Source organism: Modestobacter sp. VKM Ac-2978 (assembly GCF_026968025.1).
In the GTDB taxonomy this organism is placed as follows: Bacteria; Actinomycetota; Actinomycetes; order Mycobacteriales; family Geodermatophilaceae; genus Modestobacter.
The window spans coordinates 247,135-270,804 of the sequence record NZ_JAPVBP010000004.1; the positions used below are offsets into that span (position 1 = coordinate 247,135).

Consider the following 23,670-nt stretch of genomic DNA (forward strand, 5'->3'; position numbering starts at 1 on the left):
GTCAGCCGACGTCCGCCGGCCAGCTCCCGGCCAGCGCCTGCCGGACCTTCTGCCGCCACGCCCGGGTCTCGGCCTCGGTGACCTCGGTGGAGGTCAGCGCCCGTTCGGCGACCGAGTCGACGTACCCGCACACCAGGTCGTCGACGCCGCGGCCCTGGGCCCGCCAGGCGAACTCCCGCAGCAGCCCGGCCAGCCGGCGGAGCACCGTGGGCTGCCCCTCGGCGAACTGCAGCGGCTCCTCGATCGCCAGCTGCAGGAGCTCCGGCAGCTCCCACGGCGGCACGACCAGCCGCACCCGCTGCTCCTCGTCCCGGCAGGTGCGAGGCTCCACGGGACACTCCGCGAAGCGCCCGAGCAGCGCCGAGGCATGCGAGAGGGCGTGCACCGCGGTCGTCGGGTCGTTGGTGCCCGGGGAGAGCGCCCGGACGCAGATGTCGACGACCTTGCGCAGGCCGTAGGACAGGTCCCGGTCGGGCGTGCGCTCGTAGTGCAGCTGGAAACTGCGGTCCAGCGCCTTCTCCAGCGTCTCGGTGTCCGGCTCGCCGCCCGGCGACAGCGACCGGGCGTGGGCCACCGGCGTCCCCTCGACGACGGAGTCACCGATCCGGACGGCCAGTTCGACGACCACGCCGGCCTCGCGGGCAGCGCGGACCGCCGCTCCCTCGTCGACGCCGACGAGGAACCCGCTGGACCGCGCCACCAGCGGGACCGGCGGACCGCCACCGCGGTGCCCTCCCGTGTCGCGGGCAGCACCGCCCGGCTCGTCGAGCTCCCGCGCGACGGTCTGGGTGGCCTCGTCGTGCACGTCGCGCAACATCGTCTCGACCCGCAGCAGCCGGGACAGGTGTCCCAGGAAGAGGACGAGCCCCAGCACGCTGCCCAGCGTCAGCAGGTAGCCCACCGTGATCGACAGCCGCGGTACGAAGGCACTGTCGTCCTCGGTGGCGCTCTCGGCCCGCACGGTCCGCAGCACGGTGAGGGCGTAGACGAAGGTCAGCACCAACTGGGCCAGGGTCAGCTGCACCACCCGGTCGGTGACGAAGGTCTGCAGCAGCCGCGGCGTGTACTGGCTGCTGCTCAGCTGCAGTGCGACGACGGTGAGCGAGAAGGTCACGCCGGTCACCGAGATCAGCGAGCCGGCGATCGCGGCCAGCAGGTCCCGCGCGGCCGAGGCACCGCCGCCGAAGGCGAAGGTCAGTGGGTGCTCCCGGGTCGCCCAGTGCTGGTCGAGCTCCGGGAGCGTGGTCCCCAGGACGATGGCCAGCAGGACGCCCAGTGCCGGGATCGGCCACAGCGCGCCCCGCAGCTTGCCGACCAGCCGGCTCAGCAGCCCACCCCGGTGTGTTCGTGAACTGCTCATGTCCGGAGTCTCGCCCACGCCCCGGTCCGGCAGGGGCACGGCGGGCGGGTCAGCCCTCGGGCGTGTGAGCCGCGTCCTCCAGCTGCATGACCCGCCACAGCCCGGTGCGGTGCAGCAGGTCCTCGGTGCGCCGGTTCACCCCGCGCAGGACGACGGCGCCGCCGCGGGCCCGGCAGGTCCGGTGCGCCCACAGGAAGCTGGCCACCGCGGTGCTGGACAGCTGCCGGACGTCGGTGAGGTCCACGACCAGCCGGCGCGCTCCGGACAGCAGCGCGTCGTGCAGCAGCCACCGCAGGTCCGCGAGACCGTCGGCCAACAGGTCGTCGGACAGCCGCACGACCACCTGCCCGTCCCGGCCGGGACGCGCGGGTGCGGCGTCCGTGCCCGTCGGTGGACGGTGGACGGCGGTGGCGGTCATCGGCAGTGCTCCCCGCGGCTCTGCGTGGTCGGGTGGACCCCTCCGAGGATGGGTGCCGCACCTTGCGATCCCCCGCTCGTTGGTTTGCGATCGTGTGACGGCTCCCCGACCGGCTCGGGGCGCGCACCGCGGCGATGGCAGCATGGGCCGCGTGTCGCCGCGTCTGCTGCTGGTCGAGGACGACGACCACATCCGCATGCCCCTGCGCTGGGCCCTCGAGGACGAGGGCTACGAGGTGGCCGAGGCGGCCAGCGGGGAGGACGCCTGCCGGCAGGTGGCGATCGCCGCGCCCGACCTGATGATCGTGGACCTGATGCTCGGCGCCATGGACGGCTACGCCGTCATCCGCGAGGTCCGCCGCGCCAACGACCTGCCGATCGTGGTGGTCAGCGCCCGGGCCGACACGCACGACATCGTGGCCGCACTCGAGGCCGGCGCCGACGACTACGTGACCAAGCCGTTCCAGGTCAAGGAGATCACCGCCCGGCTGCGCGCCCTGCGTCGCCGGATCGGCGCGAGCTCGGGTGCCGACGAGCGCCCGCAGGAACTGGTCCTCGACAACGACCCGGCGGCACCGCTGGTGCTCCGGCCGGACCGGGGCACGGTGCACCGCGGCACCGAGCAGCTGCACCTCACGCTGACCGAGTTCCGGCTGCTGTGCGAGCTGGCCGCCTCCCCCGGGCGGGTGCTCAGCCGGCAGGCGCTGCTGGAGCGGGTGTGGGAGCACGGGTTCTTCGGCGACGAGCGCCTGGTGGACGTGCACGTGCGCCGGCTGCGGACCAAGGTGGAGCGGGACCCGGGCGCCCCGACGCTCGTGGTGACCGTGCGGGGCCTGGGCTACCGGCTGGACCCGCAGTGAGGCTGGCGCTCGCGCCGAGACGGCTGCGGGCGCGGATCGTGCTCGCCTTCGCCGTCGGCGCGCTGCTGGTCTCCGCCGTCCTGGTGACCACCACCTTCGCGCTCGCCCGCAGCTACCTGCTGGACCAGCGGGAGACCGCCGCCACCCGGCAGGCGTTCACCGACGCCAACGTGCTGGCCAGCCGCCTGTCCACGGCGGGCAGCGAGGTCGGGGACGAGCTCGACGACCTCGTCCCCTCCGGTGGCGCTGACGTCGTGGTGCGCAGCGGCGGCGCCTGGTACTCCTCGCGGCTGGACGTCGGCGCCCGCGACGTCCCGGGCGCCTTGCAGGAGCTGGTGGCCTCGGGGACGGCCAGCACCACCCGGGTCAACAGCCCGACCGGCCCGCAGCTGGTGATCGGCATCCCGATCGCCGCGGCGGGTGTCGAGTTCTACGAGGTCGCTCCGCTGGTCGAGTTGCAGACCGCGCTGCGCACGCTGGCCGCGGTGCTGGGCGCCGGCGCGGCGACCGCCACCCTGGCCGGGGCGCTGTTCGGGGCCTGGGCCAGTCGGCGCGTCGTCCAGCCACTGGAGCAGGTGGCCGGGGCGGCGACGCGGATCGCCGGGGGTGAGCTGGACATCCGGTTGCCGCCCACGGAGGACCCCGACCTGCTGGCCATCGTCGCCAGCTTCAACAGCATGGTCGATGCGCTGGCCTCCCGGATCGACCGGGACACCCGGTTCGTCGGCGACGTCAGCCACGAGCTGCGCAGCCCGCTGACCAGCCTGGTCACCAGCGTCGAGGTGCTGGGCGCCCGCCGTGAGGAGCTCTCCCCACGCGGACAGCAGGCGCTGACCCTCATCCAGGGGGAGCTCGGCCGGTTCCGCCGGATGCTGGACGACCTGCTGGAGCTGGCCCGGGTGGACGGGGACCCCGTGACGGCGTCGGACGAGCCGGTCTCGCTGGCCGCCCTCGTCCGCGAGGTCCTGGCGCACCGCGGCGGGCCGGAGGTCGTGCTGTCCGCGGACCCGGACGAGGAGACGGTCGTGCAGGGTGACAAGAACCGGCTGGAGCGGGCGGTGACCAACCTGCTGGACAACGCCGACCGGCACGCCGGCGGGGCAGCGGCCGTGCTGGTGGAACGCCGGGAGGGCTCGGTGGTCGTGATGGTCGACGACGCCGGCCCCGGCGTGCCCCTCGTCGAGCGGGAGCGGGTGTTCGAGCGATTCGCCCGGGGCCCGCGGGCGGCCCGCGGGTCGCTCCCCGGCGCCGGTCTGGGGCTGGCGATCGTGGAGGAGACCGCGACCGGTCACGGCGGCGGCGCCTGGTGCTCCGAGAGCCCGTTCGGCGGCGCGCGCTTCACCCTCTCCCTCCCCGGCGCACCGCAGTGAGCCGCCTCCGCACGACGCGCGGATCCGAGAGGCGCTGGTCCGGCGCGCTGCTGCTGGCCGGCGCGCTGGCCGGCTGCGGCGTCCCGACCGGCGGCGCGCCCGAACCGATCCCCACTTCGCAGGTGCCCTACGACCTCGCGTCCCCCAGCCCGACCGCCACCGGCGCCCCCTCCGCCGACGCGCGGATCGACGAGCCGCGCGTCTACCTGGTGGCCGAGGACGGCGTCCTCGTCGCCCGGGGCCGGTCGCTCGACTCCGGACCGCTGGAGGACCGGCTCGACCAGCTGCTCGACGACCTGGCGACCGGGCCGTCGGCCAGCGAGCTGACCGACCGGCTGTCCACCGCGCTGCGGCCGGAGACGTCGCTGACGGTCGAGGAGCTGTCCGACGGGACCGTGACGATCGAGCTGGGCGGGGACGCCCAGGCGCCGGCAGGGCAGGAGAGCCGCCGGGCGGTGGCCCAGATCGTCCTGACCGCCACCAGCCTGCCGGAGGTCGAGGCAGTGTTGCTGACCCAGGCCGGGGAGCCGGTCGAGGCGCCCCTGCCCTCGGGCGAGCTGACCTCCCGCCCCCTCTCCGCCACCGACTACGAGCCGCTGCTCACCCCGACGGCCTCACCGACGTCCTGACGGCCGTGCCGGCGTCACAGCTGTGGCCGGACACCGGCCTCCTCGGCCAGGGACGCCGGCTCCAGTGGTCCGTCGCCGTCCATCGCGGCCCGACCGGGACCCCGCCGCCCGACCGGGAGCACCGTGCTCTCCTGCGCCCCCTCCAGCTCGAGGGCCAGCGCGGTGTAGAACGCCACCGCGGCCAGCAGGATGCCGACCCAACCGGCCACGGCCTCCCAGTCGGCAGAGCCGGTCATCTCGTAGACCCCCGTGGTGGCGAACCGGGTCGCGGCGACGGTCATCACCAGGGCCGGCATAACCTTGCTGCCGACCGCCGCTGCCGCCGGCACCAGCATCGAGATCCCGGCGACCACCAGCAGCACACCGAGCCCGGAGCTGGTGGTGCCCGGCGCGAGGGTGTACGTGGCGAACCCGGCCACCGCCCAGGTGCCGCTGAGCACGCCCATGCCGGTGGCGGCCACCGGGTCACGGGTGAGGAAGCCCATGACCGAGGCGAGCAGTTGCAGCGGGACGGTGGCCGCCAGGGCGGTGATCGCCGCGATCCGCCCCTGGTCCGGCTCCACCCAGCCCAGCTGCACGGCACTGAAGACCGTCGTGGCCAACGCCAGTGCGAGGAAGCCCAGCGGCAGGGGCGTTGCCAGGGGACGGAGCACGACCCGAGCCGCCGGTGCCTCCTGCGCCATCAGCTGACCAGCACCTGGGTCGCCTGCACCTTGAGCATGGCGTTGGCCCACCGCACCTGGCGCAGCGTCTCGGGATGACAGCGCTGGGCGAGCGCCAGGAGCTCCTTCTTCCTGGCTCCCTGGGCGGCCTGGGCCAGCAGCTCCCAGTCCAGCGACACCCCGGATGCCTCCCGATAGACGTGCCGGAGGTCGGCCAGCAACAGCAGACCCGGCTCGGGCCGGCGGCCCACGGCGTCCGACGCCTTCTGCCGCAGGCTGGCCAGCAGGCTCGGGTCGCCCTCCGGCTCCCCGTCCAGCTCGATGTCGTGGTCCCGACCGATCTCGGCCAGCGCCCGCACGTGGTCCTGCGACCAGCGGGCGATGTCGCGCGCCACGTAGAAGACCTCGTGGTCGGCCTTGTGCCGGTCCGACATCGCCAGCAGCGCGCCGGCGAGGTGGTTCTCCGAACGGTGCAGCTCCTCGATCGCGAGTCCCAGCTTCACAGCGCACCTCCGGTCGTGGCCATCCGCTCGGTGACGGCGGCGGCGGGCCCGCCGGTGGTGGGCGGCACGTCGGCCGTCACCGGCCGCGATCCCGTGGTCGTGGGTGCCGAGGACGGCGTCCCCTTGCCCTTCGACAACCGGCGGACCGACGCCGCAGCGGTCTTGAAGATCGGCTGCTTGGACACGGGATCCCAGTCGGTGAGGGTCAGCTCGTTGGCCGCCCGACCCCGCTTGCCGCCCGGCTCGTGGCCCGACGGTGAGTCCCAGTAGCCGTAGTGGAACGGCAGGAAGGCCACCCCGGGCCGGATGCCGCTGATCCGCAGCCGGGCGTCGACCCGGCCCCGAGGGGTGCTGATCTCCAGCAGGTCGCCCTCGGCGAAGCCGCGGTCGGCGGCGTCACTGGCCGACAGCTCGACCCACACCTCCGGTGCCGCCTTCTGCAGCTGCGGTGCCCGGGCGGTCTTCGTCCGGGTGTGGAAGTGGTACAGCGTGCGACCGGTGATCAGCTGGAAGGGGAAGTCCTGGCTCACGATCTCGTGCGGCGGCAGGTACTCGACCGCCTTCAGGACCGCCTTGCCGGTGGGGTTCAGCGCCTTGTACTCGACCGGTGACAGCGGCGCGCCGGTGACCAGGTCCCGGCCGTAGCTCTCGCAGTAGTCGGGTGCTGCCCAGAACTGGCCGTCGACGTAGATGCGTTCGGTGCCGTCGGGGTTCTCCTCGTTGCACGGCCACTGGATGCCGCTGCCGCCGCGGAGCTTCTCGTAGCTCAGGCCGGTGTAGTCGCACGGCCGCCCGCGGGTGCAGTCCTTCCAGCCCTCGAACGCCCCCTCCGGGTCGTCCCACTTCACCAGCGGCTGGCCGTCCTTGTCCTGCAGGTCCATCCGCCGGGAGAAGTCGATGAAGATGTCCAGGTCGGGCCGCGCATCGCCGGGCGGCTCGACCGCCTTGTCCGACAGGTGCACCGTGCGGTCGACGTTGGTGAAGGTGCCGGTCTTCTCCCCCCAGGTGGCCGCCGGCAGCACCACGTCGGCGAGCTGCGCCGTCTCGGACAGGAAGATGTCCTGCACGACCAGGAAGAGCCGTTCCTGGGCGAGGACCTCCCGGATCCGGCCGAGCTCCGGCAGGGAGACCGCCGGGTTCGTGGCCTGCACCCACATGAACCGGATGGAGCCCTCCTCCGCGTACCGGAACATCTGCATGGCGTGGGTGGGCGGCGAGTAGTGCGGGATCTGCATCGGGTCGAGGTTCCAGACCTTCGCGAGGTCCTTCACGTGCTCCTCGTTCGACCAGTTGCGGAAGGCCGGCAGGTCGCCGTCGGCTCCGCACTCCCGGGTGTTCTGCGCGGTGGGCTGGCCGTTCATCTGCAGCAGACCCGAGCCCGGCTTGCCGAGCATGCCCCGGATGATGTGCAGGTTGTTGACCTGCGTGGCCGCCGCGGACGCCTGGTGGGACTGGTAGAAGCCCTGCAGGACGCTGGACATCAGCCGTTCGGCGGTGCCGAGGACGCGGGCCGCCTCCCGGATCTGCTCGACGGGCACGTCGCAGATCTCGGCGGCGAGCTCCGGCGGGTAGTCCGCGACGCGCTTCTCCAGCTCGGCGAACCCGACGGCGTGGGCCTGCACGTACTCCTCGTCGACCCACCCGTTGGCGATCACCTCGTGCAGCAGCGCGTTCATCAGCATCACGTTGGTGCCCGGGCGCGGCGCCAGGTGCACCGTCGCCGCCCGGGCGACCGGGGTCTCCCGCGGGTCGACGCAGATCACCTGCGGCGGGTTCGGGCCGGCCAGCCGGTCGAGGACCCGGGTCCAGAGCACGGTCTGGGTCTCGGCCATGTTGTGCCCGAAGAGCGCGATGACGTCGGCGTGGTCGATGTCGGTGTAGGAGCCGGGCTGCCCGTCGCAGCCGAAGGACTCCTTGAGCGCGGCGGCCGCGGTCGCGGTGCAGAGCCGGGTGTTGCCGTCGACGTGGTTGGTGCCGATACCGCCGTGCGCGATGAGGCCGAGCGTGTAGTACTCCTCCAGGAACAGCTGCCCGGTGGTGTAGAAGCTGATCGCGCTGGGGCCCTGCTCGTCCAGCAGCTCCTTCGCCCGGTTGACCACCGCGTCCATCGCGGTGTCCCAGTCGGTCTCCACCAGCTTCCCGTTGCGCCGGATCAGCGGCGTGGTCAGCCGGTCCGGTGACTTGTTGGCCTGCCAGCCGAAGAGGTCCTTGGGCCCGAGCCGGCCGTGGTTGACCCGGTCGACCTCCCGACCACGGACCCCGACGATCTCGCCGTCCTTGACCGCGATGTCCAGGCCGTCTCCGTTGGAGTGCAGGATCGTCGCCGACTGGACCCAGCGGTCCACGTCGTCGGGGGCGACCCCGTCGGCCAGGTGGGTGTCGACCCGGGTGGGCCACTCCTCCCCCGGTCCGTAGGGCGTCCGGGTGCCCCACGGTTCTGCGATGCGGTCGATCTGCATGCCATGCCTCCTGAGAGAAGTCCGGCTGTCTGCGGTGCTCGTCCCCCGGCCGCAACGGCCCACCGGGCCGTGCCCGGCCCCTGGTACCGCCTCGGCGTCGAGATCCAACCGGGCCGACGTCCCGCGCGCGCCGCTGCTCAGCGCGTCCTGCCCACCGCGGCGCCATTGGCGGCCAGGCAACTCCGCCCACCCTCACAGGGTGGTTGCACACCTGCAACCGTTGGGGCGCCCGGGGCCCCTGGCCCGGCACGGTGGACGCGCTGACATGCTCCGGGCAGACGTCGAGGCAGCGGCGGATGCGCGTCAACACGACGGAGCGGCCATGAGAGCGGTCCGGACTCCCACCGGTCAGCAGGTCCGAGCGTCGCTCTGGTTCTGGCCCACGGTCGCGGCCATCGGGTCGCTCGTGGTCGCCTTCGGCCTGCTGTTCATCCGGCCGGCCACCGCGAGCACCTTCGCCGAGCGGGCCTGGCCCGGCGATGCGTCCAGCGCCGCCTCGCTGCTGCAGACGGTCGCCACCGCCTCGATCACCGCGTTGACGCTGACCCTGTCGCTCACCGTGGTGGCCCTCCAGCTGGCGTCCCAGCAGTTCTCCCCCAGGCTGCTGCGCTCGTTCGCCCGCGACGGCGTCGTCCAGGCCACCGTAGGGGTGCTCATCTCGGCGTTCTTCGTCTCCCTGGTGACGCTGCGCGGCATCGACCCCGAGCGACCACTGCCGGTGCTGGCCCTGCTGCTCAGCTTCGCCCTGGGGCTGGTGTCGGGCGGCATGCTGATCGGCTTCATCGCCCACATGGTCGCCCGGCTGCGGGTCGACAACATGATGGCCGCGGTGCACCAGGACTCGGTCGCCAGCATGGAGGAGGCCTACGCCCCCTACGACCAGGGGCCCGAGTGGCCCGGGCCCGGCCTACCGGGGCCGGGCGGCGGCGTGCTGATCCCGGCCTGGCGCAGCGGGTTCGTCCGGACGGTGGCTCCCGGGCCGCTCGTCGAGGCCGCACGGGAGCACGGTGTGCTGCTGCGGCTGGGCATCCGACCAGGTGACTCGGTGGTGCTGGGGTCGCCGATCGCCACCGCCTTCGCCGACGAGGACGACGAGGTCCCGGTCGACGCGCTCGTGGCTGCCCTGCGCGAGGCGGTGAACCTGGGCTTCGAGCGGACCGAGGAGCAGGACGTCGCCTTCGGGCTGCGGCAGCTGGTCGACATCGCCCTCAGGGCGATCTCGCCCGGGGTGAACGACCCGACGACCGCGGCCGAGGCGCTGGGCTACTGCGCTGACCTGCTGGTCCGGCTGACCGGCCGGCGGCTGGGCCCGCAGGTGCAGCGCGACCAGGACGGCGTCGTGCGCGCCGTGCTCCCCGACCGCGACCTGCACTACTACCTGGACCTGTCCTGTGCGCAGGTCCGCCGGTTCGGCCGGGACGAGCCCACCGTGCTCACCGCGGTCCTCCGCCTGCTGCGAGACGTCGCCGTCCAGGTCCGGGACGACGACCAGCGTCGGGCCGTCGCCGACCAGGTCGACCTCGTCGTGGCGGAGACGTCCGACCGGCTGCTGGACGCCGACCAGGAGGCGGTCCGGGACATGGCCCGACGGGTGTCGCTGGCCCTGGCCGGGCAGGTCGACGACGCCTATCGCGACCGCGCCGGGACCACCCGCTCGATCTGACTCGTCGACCACCCGGCCCGCGCGACCTCCCTGGCCGCGCCCGTCGCGCGGGTCAGCCGCGCAGCGACCGGGCCAGCCGCCGGACGGCCACTGCGCCGAGCCCGGCGCCGGCCACCCACGGGCCGGCGACCACCAGCGGGTCCAGCACGTGGTGGCGGGCGTCGGACCGGCCCCTCCGGGAGCCGACGCCGCCGTGGGTGACCTCGGTGCGCACCCCGGTCGCCGGCACGTCGGGCCGGGTGGAGCCGAAGGACTGCAGGTGGCTGCCCCAGGCGTCGACCCGGTCACCGGCGACGAGCAGCAGCCAGTGCGCCAGCCGCGCCTCGCTGAACCGCTCGTAGGCCAGCCGCCGGATCGCCCCGGACGGGCCGTGCAGCGGTTGTGCGGTACCGAACACCGGGGTCACGAAGGCGTGCTCGATGGAACGCTCCCGGCCCGCCGACCCCGGCTGCCGGTCCGGGAAGTCCCAGTGGGCGCCGGTCTCGGCGGGGTACTGCAGCTTCGGGGACGACGGCCGGTCGGCGGGGTCGAGGTCGACGCCCCAGCCGGGGATGCGGGCCCGCAGCTCCTCCCGGCTGGGGGGCGCGGTGCGCTTGTCGCGGACGTAGGCGCTGGGGATGTCGGGCTCGGTCATCGTGGTCGCTCCCTCAGGTCGCGTTCGGCACGACGAGCGGCTTGATGCAGCCGTCGAGCTTGGCGGAGAAGACGTGGTAGGCCTCGGCGATGTCCTCCAGCGGGAACCGGTGGGTGACCATCTGCCGCGGGGTCAGGTGTCCGTTGCGCACGTGCTCGAACATCCGGGGCCACTGCCGCTTCACCGGGGTCTGGTTCATCCGCAGCGTGAGGCCCTTGTTCATCGCGTCGCCGAACTTGACCGCGTTCGGGATCGGGCCGTAGGCGCCCACCACCGCGATGGTGCCGCCCTTGCGTGCGGCATCGATCGCCCAGTTCAGCGCGGTGGCCGACCCGCCCTGCATCTTGAACTTCGGTCCGGTGAACTGCTGGAGGGCGTTGCCGTCGGCCTCCGCCCCCACCGCGTCGATGACGACGTCGGCGCCGAGGAAGTCGGTCTGCTGCTTCAGCTCGACCACGACGTCGTCCAGCTCGTCGTAGTCCAGCGTCTCGGCGTGGGCCATCTCCCGGGCCTTCGCCAGCCGCTCGGTGAGGTGGTCGACGACGATGACCCGGCCGGCGCCCATCAGCCACGAGGACTGGGCGGCGATCAGGCCCACCGGCCCGGCGCCCAGGACCACCACGGTGTCGCCCTCGACGATCTCGCCCAGCTGCGCCCCGAAGTACCCGGTGGCGGCGGCGTCGGTGAGCAGGACCGCGTCCTCGTCGTGCATCCAGTCCGGGATCAGGACCGGCCCGACGTCGGCGAAGGGCACCCGCACGTACTCCGCCTGGCCGCCGTCGTAGCCGCCGGTGGTGTGCGAGTAGCCGTAGATGCCCCCGACCGCGGTCGCGTTCGGGTTCACGTTGTGGCAGTTGGAGTAGAGGCCGCGGGCGCAGAACCAGCACGAGCCGCAGAAGACGTTGAACGGCACCATCACCCGGTCGCCGACCTGCAGGTGCTGCACCGACGGGCCCACCTCGTCGACGATGCCGATGAACTCGTGGCCGAAGGTGTGGCCGACCCGGGTGTCCGGCATCAACCCGTGGTAGAGGTGCAGGTCGGAACCGCAGATCGCGGCCAGTGTCACCCGGACGATCGCGTCGTTCGGGTGCTCGATCCGGGGCCGGTCCTTCTCCTCGACCCGCAGTTTGTAGGGGCCTCGGTAGGTCATCGCGCGCATGGTGCCTCCAGGTACGGCTCGTCCGCCCGGGGTGCCCCGTGCGCGGCTCCGGCAACCGCCACCGGGTGTGTGAGGGTGGCGGGCATGCACCTGCTGCTGGAGTACACGCTGGCCGAGGACTACCTGGAGCGCCGGGCGGCCCTGCGGGACGACCACCTGGGCCTGGCCCGGGCTGCCCACGAGCGGGGTGAGCTGCTGCTGGGCGGCGCGCTGCCGGACCCCTTCGACCGGGCGCTGCTGGTGTGGACCGCGTCCCGCGAGGTCGTCGAGCGGTTCGTCGAGGCCGACCCCTACGTCGTGCACGGGCTGGTGACCGGGTGGACCATCAGGCCCTGGAACGTGGTCATCGGCTGACCTGCGGTCCGGGCAGTTCCACCGTCGTCGTCACCCGCACCACCGAGGGACGGGGCGGCACCGAGCCGAACCCGAAGGTGACCGGTGGCCGCACCGGCGACACCGCGCCCAGCGGCTCGCCGTCCCACGTCGCGTCCACCGAGGCCAGGGTGTGCAGGTCCTGCACGCCGTACCACTCGGTGCGCCCGTTGCCGGCCGAGCCGGTGGTGCGCAGCCCGGTCAGCAGCCGGGCCGGCCGGTCGAGCAGCGCGACCCAGCCGGGTCGCCGGGCCAGCGGCGCGGGCACCGCACGCAGCAACCGGCCCAGCCCGGGACGGCGGCCGACCCGGACCGACATCGCCAGCGGGCCGGCGCGCACCGTCCAGGTCGCGCCGTGCCGGGTCACCGCCACGTCCACCAGCCGGACCTCGTCGAAGACGTACGTCGAACCGACGAACTCGGCGACCTCCGAACCAGGCGCGAGCAACACCCGGTGCCCGTCCGGCCGCTGCACCATGGCGTCGGAGAACGCCCCCAGCGGCGAGGACGGCCAGTGCCCGAGCACGATCCGGGTGCCCGACGTGGTGCCGGTCCCGAGGATCCAGCCGTCGAACCGCAGTCGCGTCGTCACCGGTGGTCCCTGTCCACGACCGCGTCCGCTCAACCCGCCGGCAGCACCTTCCCCGGGTTCATCAGCCCCACCGGGTCGAGCAGCGCCTTGACCCCGCGCATCAACTCCAGTTCCAGCGGGTCCTCGTAGTCGGTGAGCAGGTCCCGCTTGGCCACCCCGACGCCGTGCTCGGCGCTGATGCTGCCGGCGAAGGAGGCGGTCGAGTCGTAGACGACCCGGGCCAGCTCGTCGGCCCGGGCGCGGAACGCCGCGTCGTCGCTGCCCTCCGGCTTGCTCAGGTTGTAGTGCAGGTTGCCGTCGCCCACGTGCCCGTAGGCGACCACCCGGATGCCGGGGACGGCGGCGGCCAGCGCGCGGTCGGTCTGCTCGACGAACGCCGGGATGCGGCTGACCGGCACGGTGACGTCGTGCTTGAGGCTGGGGCCCTCCCGGTTCTGCGCCTCGGAGATCCCCTCGCGCAGCGCCCACAGCGCGGCCACCTGCGCCGATCCCGAGGCGATGACGGCGTCCAGCGCGAGGTCCCGCTCGAACGCCTCGCCCAGCGCGGTCTCCACCACCGCGCCCAGCCCGGCGTCGGGCAGGGTGTCGCTGAGCTCGACCAGCGCGTACCAGGGGTGCACCTCGGCGAACGGGTCGCGGGCACCGGCCGCGTGCGCGAGCACGAACTCCACGCTCTGCCGGCTCATCACCTCGAAGCCGGTCAGCCGGTCGCCGGCCAACGCGCGCACCACCTCGATCAGCTCGACCGCCGCCGCCGGCCCGGGCAGCGCCACCCAGGCGGTGGCCCGGCTGCGGACGGCGGGGAACAGCTTGAGCACCGCGGCGGTGATGATGCCGAGCGTGCCCTCGGCTCCGACGAACAGGTGCTTGAGGTCGTAGCCGGTGTTGTCCTTGCGCAGGCCTCGGAGCCCGTGCCAGATCCGCCCGTCGGGGAGGACCACCTCCAGACCCAGCACCAGGTCGCGCATGGTGCCGTAGCGGAGCACCGCCGTGCCGCCGGCGTTGGTGGCCAGGTTGCCGCCGATCGTGCAGCTGCCCTCCGCGCCCAGCGACAGCGGGAACAGCCGGTCGGCGGCCGCAGCGGCCTCCTGCACCGACTGCAGCACCACGCCGGCCTCCACGGTGATCGTCTGGTTGGCCGGGTCGAGCTCCCGGATCCGGCGCATCCGGGTCAGCGACAGCACCACCTGCCGACCCGAGGAGTCCGGCACGGCGCCCCCGCACAGGCCGGTGTTGCCGCCCTGCGGGACCACGCCGACCCCGGCGTCCCGGCACAGCAGGACCACCGCGGCGACCTCGTCGGTGCTGGCCGGTCGGACCACCGCTGCGGCCTCACCGGAGTACGCGCCGCGCCAGTCGGTCAGGTGGCTGCGCACCTGGTCGGGGTCGGTGACCAGCCCGGCCGGGCCGACGGCGTCGAGCAGCGCCGCGAGCAGGGCCGGGAGGGCATCGGGGGTGGTCATGCGGTGTCCCCTCCGGACCGGACCGGGGTCAGCTGCAGGACGGCGCGGGCGTGGTCCACGTTCGCCGCGAGCTGGGCGGCGTCCCAGCCGTGCACGGTGTCCGCCGACGGGGCCAGCTCGCTGAGCCGGGGCCCCCACGCCGCCGTCCGCCCCGGGAAGCTCGCCGCCAGCACGTCCACCATGGTCGCCGCGGCGGTCGAGGCCCCGGGCGAGGCGCCGAGCAGCGCCGCCAGGGAGCCGCCGGCCGAGGTCACCAGCTCGGTCCCGAAGCCGACCATGCTGCCGCGACCCTCCGTGGTCTTGAGCACCTGCACCCGCTGCCCGGCGGTGATCAGCTCCCAGTCCTCGGCACGGACCGACGGGACGAACTCCGCGAGCGCCGCGATCCTGTCCTGCGGGGTCTGGCGCAGCTGTCGCACCAGGTAGGCCATCAGGCTGCGGTTGTCCCGGGCGGCGGCCAGCAGGGTCGGCAGGTTGCCCCGCCGCACGGAGCGCACCAGGTCGGTGAGCCGACCCTGGGTGAGGAACCGCGGGGAGAAGGCGGCGAACGGCCCGAAGAGCAGGTGGTCGCGCCCCTCCACGACCCGCCGGTCCAGGTGGGGCACCGAGATCGGCGGCGCACCCGGCGCCGCGTGGCCGTACAGCTTGGCCCGGTGGGCGGCGACCAGCTCGGGCCGGTCGGTGCGCAGGAACTGGCCGCTGATCGGGAAGACGCCGTACCGGCGCACCTCGGGCACCCGAGCCGCCTGCAGCAGCGGGAGGGTCCCGCCGCCGGCACCCACGAAGACGTACGGGGCGCGCAGCTGCCGCCGTGCTCCGGTGCGCCGGTCGCGCACGTCCAGGTGCCACCGGTCCCCGCTCCGCCGCAGCCCCTGCGTCTGCTGGCCGAACCGGACGTCCGCGCCCCGTGCGGCCAGCGCGGACAGCAGCCGGCGGGTGAGCACGCCGAAGTCGACGTCGGTGCCCTGGACCGAGCGGGTCGCCGCGATCGGCTGACCCGGGGGCCGCTGGTCGAACACCAGCGGCAGCCACCCGGCGAGCACCGCCGGGTCGTCGGAGAACTCCTGGCCGGCGAACAGCGGGTGGTCGCGCAGGGCCTCCCAGCGGGCCCGCAGGTACGCCACCCCCTCGTCGCCCCGCCCCAGCCCCAGGTGCGGCACCGAGCGGATGAAGTCCTCCGGTGCGCCGAGGAGCCCGCGCTCGACCAGGTGGGCCCACAGGGTCAGCGAGGTGAGGAACTGTGCGCCGATCTGCACCGCGGCCGACACGTCGACGGTCCCGTCGGGACGACGGGGCGTGTAGTTGAACTCGCAGAGCCCGGCGTGCCCCGTGCCGGCGTTGTTCCAGGCGCTCGAGCTCTCCAGCCCCGCGGCGTCCAGCCGCTCGACCACGGTGATCGTCCAGTCCGGCTCCAGCTCGCTGAGCAGCACGCCCAGCGTCGCGCTCATCACCCCGCCACCAACCAGGACGACGTCCCGGTCCTCTGGTCCAGCGTCGGTCATCGCTCTCCCTCTCATCTCAGCAACACCGCCACACCGAGCAGCACCGGCACCGACAGCACGGTGGTCAGCAGCACGACGTCGCGAGCCACCGCACTGCCCCGGTCGTAGGTCGTGGCGTAGACGAACACGTTCTGCGCGGTGGGCAGGGCGGAGGTGAGCGTGACCGCCAGCAACGGCACCCCCGCCAGCCCGACCCCCCAGCGGCCCAGCGCGTAGGCCAGCGCCGGTTGCACCGCCGTCTTGAGCGTGACGGCCAGCCAGACCTGGCCTCCGCCGTCCCCGGACGCCGGCCGCGGCGCCCCGTGCAGACTCGACCCGAAGGCGAGCAGCGCCGCGGGGACGGCGAGGGCGGCGAGCAGCTCGACCGGCTGGAGCACGACCGCGGGCAGCCGCCACCCGGTCTCGGCCAGCAGCAGGCCGACCAGGCAGCCGAGCACCACCGGCGTGCGCACCGGCTGGGTGAGCACCTGCCAGCGGGACGGCGCGCCCTCTTCCGGCCCGCGCGAGCCGGCCAGCACCGCGAGCCCCACCGGGGCCATGACCAGCACCTGGAAGAGCAGCACCGGTGCCACGTAGGTGGCGTCGCCGAGCACGTAGACGGCGATCGGGAGGCCGAGGTTCCCGGCGTTGACGTAGGAGGACGCGAGCGCGCCGGTGGTCAGCGAGGCCGGGCGCAGCCGCCACCACCAGCGGGCGAGCCCGGTGTACAGCGCGGCAGCGATCAGCGCACTGCCGCCGGTGGCCACCAGAGCGGCGGTGAACAGCCCGGCCGGGTCGGCCTCGGCCAACGTCAGCAGCAGCAACGCCGGCGTCGCGACGAAGTAGGACAGCCGGGACAGCACCCCGGCGGCGTCGGGGCCCAGTGCCCCGGTGCGGCCGGTGAGCCAGCCGACGGCGATGACCGCGGCCAGGGCGGCGAACCCGCTCAGGACCGCGGTCACGTGGCCGCAGGCCGCACCGTGGCGGTCACCGGATCGCGTCCTCCACCGCGGACACCAGCTGGGCCAGGGCGCCGTCCGGGGCCTGCGGGAGGAAGAGGCTCGGCTCGGCCAGCTCCAGCTCGAGCACCACCGGGGAGCCGCCCACATCGGCGACCAGGTCGATCCGGGCGTACAGCACCGGGGCGGCACCGGGCACGAGCGACGGCACCGCGTCGAACACCGCCTGGGCGACCGCCCGCTGCTCCGGGGTCGGCTCGACCGCGCGCAGGTCGCCGCGGCTGTCGCGGTCCTGGCGCACCCCTTCGCCGCGCTGCAGCAGCGCGCCCTTGCGCACCGCGTGGGAGAAGCGGCCGCCGAGGAAGAGCATCGCGGTCTCCCCGGCGTCGTCCACGCTGGCCAGGTAGGGCTGGACCATCGCCGTCCGGCCGGCCGCGGTCAGCTCGGCGACGTGCCCGAGCACCGCCGCCGGCTCGGTCCACCGGGCGGTGTCCCGGGAGCCGGCCGAGATCGACGGCTTGACCACCCACTCCCCCGCCTCCGGCAGCGCGGCGACGTCGGTGGGGTCCCAGACGGTCGGGACGACGGGCAGCCCGGCGGCGACGAGGTCCCGCAGGTGGGCCTTGTCGGTGTTCCAGGCCAGCACCTCGACCGGGTTGCGCAGCCGCGGGACGGCGGCGGCCCAGGCCAGGAACTCCGCCCGCCGCCAGGCGTAGTCCCAGCACGAGCGGACGACGGCCAGGTCGTAGCCCGCCCAGTCGACCTCCGGGTCGTCCCAGCGCACCAGGTCGACGGCCAGCCCCGCCGACCGCAGCGCAGGCGCCGCGATCGGCAGGTCGGGGTCGACCCGCAGCCCCCGCTCGCTGCTGACCAGCGCGACCCGCGCGCTCACGCCGGCAGCTGGAGGACGCCGTCGATCCGCCGCGGGATGCTCGTGTGGTCGTCGGTGAGCTCGGCCGGGAGCACGTCGGCCGGGGCGCCCTGCCAGGTGACCGGGCGGAGGAACCGGCGGATCGCCGAGGTGCCGACCGAGGTGTGCTGGGAGTTCGTCGACGGCCACGGCCCGCCGTGGTGCTGCGCCCAGGACACCGCGACACCGGTCGGGTAGGCGTCGTAGACGATGCGGCCGGCCCGGGTGCGGAGCTCCTGGGAGACCGCCAGCGGCAGCTGGGTCTCCCCTGCGCCCCGCAGCACCGTGGCGGTGAGTGAGGAGGGCATCTTCGCCAGCGCGGCGAAGAGGTCCGGCTCGCCGTCGTACCGGGCCACGACCGCGACCGGGCCGAAGACCTCCTCGGTGACCTGCTCGGGCAGCCCGGCGGCCGAGGTGCTCAGCAGCAGCGGCGTCGCGGCGAAACCGGTGCCGTCGCCCTCGGTGCCGCGGGCGACAGCGGTGACCCCCGGCGCCTCGGCGATGGCGGCGGACAGCTTCCCGAACGACGCCGCGATGCCCTCGTTGAGCAGCACCTGCGGGCTGCTGCCGCGCACCGCCTCGGCCATCGCGTCGACGACCTGGTCCCCCTCCGGACCGGTGGGCACGAGCACCAGGCCGGGCTTGGTGCAGAACTGACCGGCGCCGAGGGTGAAGGACCCGACGAGCTCCTGCCCGAGCTGGCTGCCGCGCTCGGCGGCGGCCTGCGTGGTGACCACCACCGGGTTCAGGCTGCTCAGCTCACCGAAGAACGGGATCGGGTCCGGGCGCTGCTCGATGATCTGCAGCAGCGCCCGGCCGCCGTTCACCGAGCCGGTGAAGCCGACCGCGCGGATGGCCGGGTGGGCGACCAGGGTCGCGCCGGCCTGCAGGCCGTGCACCAGGCCGAGCGTCCCCTCGGGGGCGCCGGCCTCGCGGGCCGCGGCCACGAACACCTCGAAGACCAGCTGGGAGGTGGCCGGGTGCGAGCCGTGCGCCTTCACCACCACCGGGCAGCCGGCCGCCAGGGCCGAGGCGGTGTCGCCGCCGGGCACGGAGAAGGCGAGCGGGAAGTTGCTGGCGCCGAAGACGGCGACCGGGCCGATCGGGAGCAGCATCCGGCGCAGGTCCGGGCGCGGGCCCATGGGGGTGTCACCGGCGTGGTCGATGGTGGCCTCGAGGTAACTGCCCTCTCCGAGCACCTCGGCGAAGAGCCGCAGCTGGTAGGCGGTACGGGTCAGCTCGCCGTTCAGCCGGCCGGTGCCCAGGGCGGTCTCCCGGTCGGCGACGGCGACGACGTCCTCCCGCCGGGCCTCCAGCGCGTCCGCGAGGGCCCGCAGCAGGCCGGCCCGACCCGCCCGTCCCATCTCCTCCAGAGCCGGGGCAGCGGCCAGGGCCGCCTCGCACAGCCGGGCCACCTCCTCGGGGGTGGTCTCCTGCGCGACCACCTCGGCCGCCTGTCCGTTGCGCGGGTCGATGCTCACGACGTCGGTCATGGGTGCTCCTGTCGGTTCTGGGGGCGGGTCAGTGGGGCAGGTCAGTGGGGCGCGTCGACGTGGACGCGGTCCACGGTCCAGGCGCGCGCCTGCTCGGTCAGGGTGACACCGAGACCGGGGCGGTCGGACAGGTGCATCCGGCCGTCGCGGGTCTCCAGCCGCTCGTTGAACAGCGGGTGCAGCCAGTCGAAGTGCTCGACCCACGGCTCGTGCGGGTAGGCCGCGGCCAGGTGCACGTGGATCTCCATCGCGAAGTGCGGCGCGATCTGCAGGTTCGCGTCGTCGGCGAGCGCGGCCAGCTTCAGGAACTGCGTGATGCCGCCGATCCGGGGGGCGTCGGGCTGCAGGATGTCGACCGAGCCGGCCCGGATGAGCTCGCGGTGCTCGGCGACGCTGGTGAGCATCTCCCCGGTGGCGATCGCGGTGTCCAGCGAGCGGGCGAGCTGGGCGTGCCCCTCGGCGTCGTAGGCGTCCAGCGGCTCCTCGATCCACACCAGGTCGAACTCCTCCAGCCGGCGGCTGACCCGCATGGCCGTGGGCCGGTCCCACTGCTGGTTGGCGTCGACCATGAACGGCACGCCGTCACCCAGGTGCTCGCGGACGGCGCGCACCCGGCGCAGGTCCTCCGCCGAGTCCGGCAGCCCGACCTTGATCTTGATGCCGCCGACGCCGCTCTCCAGCGTCCGCGTGGCGTTGTCCTTGACCTGCTCGACCGTCTCGTGCAGGAAGCCGCCGGAGGTGTTGTAGCAACGCACCGAGTCGCGGTGCGCACCCAGCAGCTTGGCCAACGGCAGCCCGGCGCGCTTGGCCTTGAGGTCCCACAGCGCCACGTCGATCGCGGCGATCGCCTGCGTCGAGGCCCCGCTGCGGCCGACCGACGCCCCCGCCCAGACCAGCTTGGTCCACAGCCGGGCGATGTCGTTGGGGTCCTCGCCGATCAGGCCGGGGGCGACCTCCCGGGCGTGGGCGAACTGCGCGGGCCCACCGGCCCGCTTGGAGTAGCTGAACCCCACGCCCTCGTGGCCGGCCTCGGTCCGGATCTCGGCGAACAGGAACGCGACCTCGGTCATCGGCCGCTGCCGGCCGGTGAACACCTTCGCGTCGCTGATCGGGTTGGGCAGCGGCAGCGTGACCGAGGAGAGGGAGATCGACTCGATCCGGTCCAGGACGGCCGGGGCGGAGGTGGTCGGGGTCGGGGCGGACGTCGTCGTCATGGCAGCTCCAGGCATCAGGGTCAGCGCACCAGGCAGGGACGCTTGGGGTCGAAGCCCCAGTCGGGCACGAGGTACTGCATGGCGACCGCGTCGTCCCGGGCGCCGAGTCCGTGCTCGCGGTAGAGCGCGTGGGCCGCGGCCAGGGCGTCCCGGTCCAGCTCGACGCCGAGCCCCGGCGCGGTGGGGACGGCGATCGCCCCGTCCCGGATCTGCAACGGCGACCGGGTGAGCGCCTGGCCGTCCTGCCAGATCCAGTGGGTGTCCAGCGCGGTGATCTCCCCCGGCGCGGCGGCCCCGACCTGGGTGAACATCGCCAGCGAGATGTCGAAGTGGTTGTTGGAGTGCGATCCCCAGGTCAGGCCGAAGTCGGCGCACAGCTGGGCCACCCGCACCGAACCGCGCATGGTCCAGAAGTGCGGGTCGGCCAGCGGGATGTCCACGGCGTGCGACCGGACGGCGTGTGCCATCTGCCGCCAGTCGGTGGCGATCATGTTGGTGGCCGTCGGCAACCCGGTGACCTGCCGGAACTCCGCCATGACCTCCCGCCCGGAGAAGCCGCCCTCGGCCCCGACCGGGTCCTCGGCGTAGGCGAGCACCCCGTGCAGGTCGCCGAGCAGCCGGACGGCGTCGGCGAGCAGCCAGCCCCCGTTGGGGTCCAGCGTGATCCGGGCGTCGGGGAACCGCTGCGCCAGTGCGCGGACGGCGGCGACCTCCTGCTCGCCGGCGAGCACGCCGCCCTTGAGCTTGAAGTCGGTGAAGCCGTAGCGGGCCTGGGCCGCCTCGGCCAGGGCGACGACTGCCTCGGGGGTGAGTGCGGGCTCCCGACGGAGCCGCTCCCAGTCGTCGGCCGGGATCGGCTCGGCGACGTAGGGCAGGTCGGTCGCCGTCCGGTCCCCGATGTAGAAGAGGTAGCCCAGCATCGGCACCGCGTCGCGCTGCTGCCCGTCGCCCAGCAGCTCGGCGACCGGGACCCCCAGGTGCTGCCCGAGCAGGTCCAGCAGCGCGGACTCCAGCCCGGTCACCGCGTGGACGGTCGTCCGGAGGTCGAAGGTCTGCAGACCGCGGCCGCCGGCGTCCCGGTCGGCGAAGGTGTCCGCGACCGCGCGCAGCAGCCGGCCGAAGGCGGCCACCGGCTGCCCGACGAGCAGCGGGCCGGCGTCGGCCACCGTCCGCCGGATGTCCTCGCCGCCGGGCACCTCCCCCACGCCCTCGCGGCCCTCGCTGTCGGTGACGATCACGATGTTGCGGGTGAAGAAGGGGCCGTGCGCGCCGCTGAGGTTGAGCAGCATGCTGTCGTGCCCGGCGACGGGCACCACCTCGACGCGGGCGACGGTCGGCGTGGTGCCGGTCATTGGGTTCCTCTCAGCAGACGGCGGGCAGCGGGTCCGGGGACCCGGGGTTCAGGAGAGCTTGGAGACCAGCGTGGTCAGCTCGCCGAGCTCGGCCTCGGTCAGGTCGGTGAGCGGCGGGCGCACCCGGCCACCGTCCCGGCCCACCGCGGTGAGACCGGCCTTCACGATCGAGACCGCGTAGCCGCGGGCCCGGTCGCGGATGTCGAGGTACGGGAGGACGAAGTCGTTGAGCATCCCGTACACCGCCACGCGGTCCTGGGCGCGGACGGCGGCGTAGAACCGGAGCGCGAACTCGGGGACGAAGTTGTACAGCGCCGAGGAGTACGTGCTCACCCCCAGCTGGAGCAGCGGGAGGGCGAACGTCTCGGCGGTGGGCAGGCCGCCGACGTAGATGAGCCGGTCGCCGACCTTGGCGTAGGTGCGGGTCATCTGCTCGATGTCGCCGACGCCGTCCTTGAGCCCGATGAGGTTGGGGTTCCGGTCGGCGAGCTCGGCGACGGCGCCGTCGCCGAGCACGGCGTTGGCCCGGCTGTAGACGACCACGCCGAGGTCGGTGGCCCGGCAGACGGCGCTGACGTGCTCGACCAGACCGGCCTGGCTGGCCTCGGTGAGGTAGGGCGGGAAGAGCAGCAGGCCATCGGCACCGGCGGCCTGGGCGGCCTGGGCCTGGGCGACCGAGACGGCGGTGCCGCCGGTGGCCGGGGCGATGACGGGCACCCGGCCGGCCACCTCGTCGACGGCCACCCGGACCACCCGGTCGATCTCGGCGGGGGTGAGCGAGAAGCCCTCCCCCGTGCCGCCCGCGGCGAACAGGCCGGCCACGTCGAAGCTCGACTGCCAGGCCAGGTGCTCGCGGTAGCGGGGTTCGTCGAACTGCAGCTCGGCGTCAAAGTGGGTGACCGGGAACGACAGCAGACCGGACTTCAGCCGGTCAGCGAGAGCATCCGGGGGCAGCAACGTCACGGGTCGTGTCCTTGGGTTCGACGGGTCCGCGCACTGGTCGACCGGAGGTCGCGGGCGGTGGTCGACGTCACCCTAAGAACGGCCTGCGATGCCTGTCCAAGAGCAGTTCCGCATCGTTCGATGCGCACAGGGCATCATGAAAGCGCTTGCCCGTCCGCCAGGACGTCCAGCGCACGCCACAGCGCCGGGTTCTTCGACTCCCGGGCCCAGAGCAGGTGCAGCTCGACCGGCTCGGGCACCGGGGTCTCCAGGCGCACCAGCCCGACCCCCGCGATGGTGAGCCCGGCTGCCGACTCCGGGACGAACGCGACCCCCCGGCCGGCGGCGACGAGCCAGAGCATGGTGAGCACCTGACTGACGGTGTGCACCGCGTTCTCCGAGGTCGCCGGCACGAACCCGACCACCAGGTCGTAGAAGTACCGCGCCTGGGTCGGCGAGTGCATCACCACCGGCTCACCGGCCAGGTCGGCCGCGGTGACCGGCCGGTCCAGTGCGAGCAGTCGGTGCCCCAGCGGGGCGGCGACCAGCAGGGACTCGCGGTGCAGCAGCCGGGAGCCGAACCGCTCGGCGTCGAACGGCGGCCGGGCCAGCCCGAGGTCGATCTCCTCGGCCAGCAGGCCGGCCACCTGCTCCCTGGTCACCATCTCGGCGAGGTCGACGTCCACGTCGGGCAGGGCGGCACCCAGGTCGTCGAGCAGCCGGCCGAGCACGCCGTAGGCGGACGCCGCGGTGAAGCCGATCCGCAGCACACCACTGGACCCGGAGGAGACCCGGCGCGCCAGCTCTGGTGCGCCGTCGGCCAGGGTGAGCAGCCGGCGGGCCTCGACCAGGAAGACCTCACCGGCGGCGGTGAGGTCCACCCGCCGGTTGTCCCGCTCGAGCAGCTGGGCGCCGACCACCCGCTCCAGCTTCTGGATCTGCCGACTGAGCGGTGGCTGGGTCATCTGGAGCCGCTCCGCCGCGCGGCCGAAGTGCAGCTCCTCGGCGACGGCGACGAAACCGCGGAGCTGCTCCAAGGTGAACGCCATGCACCCAAGGTATCAATCAATGCTCCAATGGATTTGGACAGGCATGAGCGGCCGTTCCTACTCTTCGGTCGTCCCCGCGTTCGTGACGGCACTCACAGCATCCCCAGGCCGGACCGACGGCTTC

At 73.9% G+C, this 23,670-nt stretch carries 22 protein-coding genes; 5 read left to right on the plus strand and 17 right to left on the minus strand.

Annotation, left to right across the window (positions count from 1 at the left end; all coding sequences use genetic code 11):
* Window position 1: 1 nt before the first annotated feature.
* Window positions 2–1,360, minus strand: a complete 1,359-nt coding sequence (locus O2W53_RS12210; protein WP_269163307.1) for a DUF2254 domain-containing protein — start codon at window positions 1,358–1,360, stop codon at window positions 2–4.
* 49 nt (window positions 1,361–1,409) lie between these two features.
* Window positions 1,410–1,778, minus strand: coding sequence for an STAS domain-containing protein (locus tag O2W53_RS12215; protein WP_269163308.1), 369 nt, complete (start codon window positions 1,776–1,778; stop codon window positions 1,410–1,412).
* A 142-nt stretch (window positions 1,779–1,920) separates the two neighbouring features.
* Here O2W53_RS12215 and O2W53_RS12220 point away from each other — a divergent pair, with 142 nt between their 5' ends.
* The 3 genes from O2W53_RS12220 to O2W53_RS12230 are packed head-to-tail and all read left to right on the plus strand — an operon-like array spanning window position 1,921 to window position 4,636.
* Window positions 1,921–2,637, plus strand: coding sequence for a response regulator transcription factor (locus O2W53_RS12220; protein ID WP_269163309.1), 717 nt, complete (start codon window positions 1,921–1,923; stop codon window positions 2,635–2,637).
* On the plus strand, window positions 2,634–4,007 hold the full coding sequence (locus O2W53_RS12225) for a sensor histidine kinase (RefSeq protein WP_269163310.1): 1,374 nt from the start codon (window positions 2,634–2,636) through the stop codon (window positions 4,005–4,007). Before O2W53_RS12220 ends, O2W53_RS12225 begins: the two co-directional genes overlap by 4 nt.
* A complete protein-coding gene (locus O2W53_RS12230) occupies window positions 4,004–4,636 on the plus strand; it encodes a GerMN domain-containing protein (RefSeq protein ID WP_269163311.1) in 633 nt (210 codons plus the stop codon). Before O2W53_RS12225 ends, O2W53_RS12230 begins: the two co-directional genes overlap by 4 nt.
* 14 nt (window positions 4,637–4,650) lie before the next feature.
* On the opposite strand, the gene O2W53_RS12235 is transcribed toward O2W53_RS12230, so the two are convergent.
* The 3 genes from O2W53_RS12235 to O2W53_RS12245 are packed head-to-tail and all read right to left on the minus strand — an operon-like array spanning window position 4,651 to window position 8,260.
* Window positions 4,651–5,319 carry a GPR1/FUN34/YaaH family transporter gene (locus tag O2W53_RS12235; protein WP_269163312.1) on the minus strand — a complete coding sequence of 223 codons (669 nt, stop codon included), beginning with the start codon at window positions 5,317–5,319 and terminating at the stop codon, window positions 4,651–4,653.
* Window positions 5,319–5,801 carry a hypothetical protein gene (locus O2W53_RS12240; RefSeq protein WP_269163313.1) on the minus strand — a complete coding sequence of 161 codons (483 nt, stop codon included), beginning with the start codon at window positions 5,799–5,801 and terminating at the stop codon, window positions 5,319–5,321. Before O2W53_RS12240 ends, O2W53_RS12235 begins: the two co-directional genes overlap by 1 nt.
* Window positions 5,798–8,260 (minus strand): molybdopterin oxidoreductase family protein, encoded by a 2,463-nt coding sequence (locus O2W53_RS12245; protein ID WP_269163314.1) that lies wholly within the window; start codon window positions 8,258–8,260, stop codon window positions 5,798–5,800. Before O2W53_RS12245 ends, O2W53_RS12240 begins: the two co-directional genes overlap by 4 nt.
* 322 nt (window positions 8,261–8,582) lie before the next feature.
* Between O2W53_RS12245 and O2W53_RS12250 the strand changes: the two genes are divergently transcribed.
* Window positions 8,583–9,923, plus strand: coding sequence for a DUF2254 domain-containing protein (locus tag O2W53_RS12250; protein WP_269163315.1), 1,341 nt, complete (start codon window positions 8,583–8,585; stop codon window positions 9,921–9,923).
* Window positions 9,924–9,975: 52 nt separating this feature from the next.
* Here the strand turns inward: O2W53_RS12250 and O2W53_RS12255 are convergent, their stop codons facing one another.
* Together O2W53_RS12255 and O2W53_RS12260 are read right to left on the minus strand one after the other, a co-directional pair.
* Window positions 9,976–10,557 (minus strand): hypothetical protein, encoded by a 582-nt coding sequence (locus tag O2W53_RS12255; RefSeq protein ID WP_269163316.1) that lies wholly within the window; start codon window positions 10,555–10,557, stop codon window positions 9,976–9,978.
* A gap of 13 nt (window positions 10,558–10,570) precedes the next feature.
* Entirely contained in the window at window positions 10,571–11,710 is a 1,140-nt protein-coding gene (locus O2W53_RS12260) for a zinc-dependent alcohol dehydrogenase (RefSeq protein ID WP_269163317.1), read from the minus strand.
* A 93-nt stretch (window positions 11,711–11,803) separates the two neighbouring features.
* On the opposite strand from O2W53_RS12260, the gene O2W53_RS12265 reads away from it, so the two are divergent.
* A complete protein-coding gene (locus O2W53_RS12265) occupies window positions 11,804–12,073 on the plus strand; it encodes a YciI-like protein (protein ID WP_269163318.1) in 270 nt (89 codons plus the stop codon).
* Here the strand turns inward: O2W53_RS12265 and O2W53_RS12270 are convergent.
* The 10 genes from O2W53_RS12270 to O2W53_RS12315 form a co-directional block, all read right to left on the minus strand.
* A complete protein-coding gene (locus O2W53_RS12270) occupies window positions 12,063–12,683 on the minus strand; it encodes a hypothetical protein (RefSeq protein WP_269163319.1) in 621 nt (206 codons plus the stop codon). The two genes, O2W53_RS12265 and O2W53_RS12270, sit on opposite strands and share 11 nt — an antisense overlap.
* A gap of 29 nt (window positions 12,684–12,712) precedes the next feature.
* Complete coding sequence (locus O2W53_RS12275) at window positions 12,713–14,146, minus strand: FAD-binding oxidoreductase (protein ID WP_269163320.1); 1,434 nt, start codon at window positions 14,144–14,146, stop codon at window positions 12,713–12,715.
* The gene (mqo, locus tag O2W53_RS12280) at window positions 14,143–15,648 is read right to left on the minus strand and encodes a malate dehydrogenase (quinone) (protein ID WP_269163321.1); all 1,506 of its coding nucleotides are present in this window, start codon (window positions 15,646–15,648) and stop codon (window positions 14,143–14,145) included. The genes O2W53_RS12275 and mqo overlap by 4 nt, the downstream gene beginning before the upstream one ends.
* An 11-nt stretch (window positions 15,649–15,659) precedes the next feature.
* Window positions 15,660–16,589, minus strand: coding sequence for an AEC family transporter (locus tag O2W53_RS12285; RefSeq protein ID WP_269163322.1), 930 nt, complete (start codon window positions 16,587–16,589; stop codon window positions 15,660–15,662).
* Between the two features lie 25 nt (window positions 16,590–16,614).
* The gene (locus O2W53_RS12290) at window positions 16,615–17,478 is read right to left on the minus strand and encodes an ATP-grasp domain-containing protein (protein WP_269163323.1); all 864 of its coding nucleotides are present in this window, start codon (window positions 17,476–17,478) and stop codon (window positions 16,615–16,617) included.
* Window positions 17,475–18,989, minus strand: coding sequence for an aldehyde dehydrogenase (NADP(+)) (locus O2W53_RS12295; protein WP_269163324.1), 1,515 nt, complete (start codon window positions 18,987–18,989; stop codon window positions 17,475–17,477). The genes O2W53_RS12290 and O2W53_RS12295 overlap by 4 nt, the downstream gene beginning before the upstream one ends.
* A 41-nt stretch (window positions 18,990–19,030) precedes the next feature.
* On the minus strand, window positions 19,031–20,203 hold the full coding sequence (locus O2W53_RS12300) for an L-talarate/galactarate dehydratase (RefSeq protein WP_269163325.1): 1,173 nt from the start codon (window positions 20,201–20,203) through the stop codon (window positions 19,031–19,033).
* A gap of 20 nt (window positions 20,204–20,223) precedes the next feature.
* Window positions 20,224–21,555: an enolase C-terminal domain-like protein gene (locus O2W53_RS12305; RefSeq protein WP_269163326.1), complete on the minus strand. Its 1,332-nt coding sequence runs from the start codon at window positions 21,553–21,555 to the stop codon at window positions 20,224–20,226.
* A gap of 48 nt (window positions 21,556–21,603) precedes the next feature.
* A complete protein-coding gene (gene kdgD, locus O2W53_RS12310) occupies window positions 21,604–22,518 on the minus strand; it encodes a 5-dehydro-4-deoxyglucarate dehydratase (protein WP_269163327.1) in 915 nt (304 codons plus the stop codon).
* 134 nt (window positions 22,519–22,652) lie between these two features.
* Window positions 22,653–23,546 carry a LysR substrate-binding domain-containing protein gene (locus O2W53_RS12315; protein ID WP_269163328.1) on the minus strand — a complete coding sequence of 298 codons (894 nt, stop codon included), beginning with the start codon at window positions 23,544–23,546 and terminating at the stop codon, window positions 22,653–22,655.
* Between the last annotated feature and the right edge of the window lie 124 nt (window positions 23,547–23,670).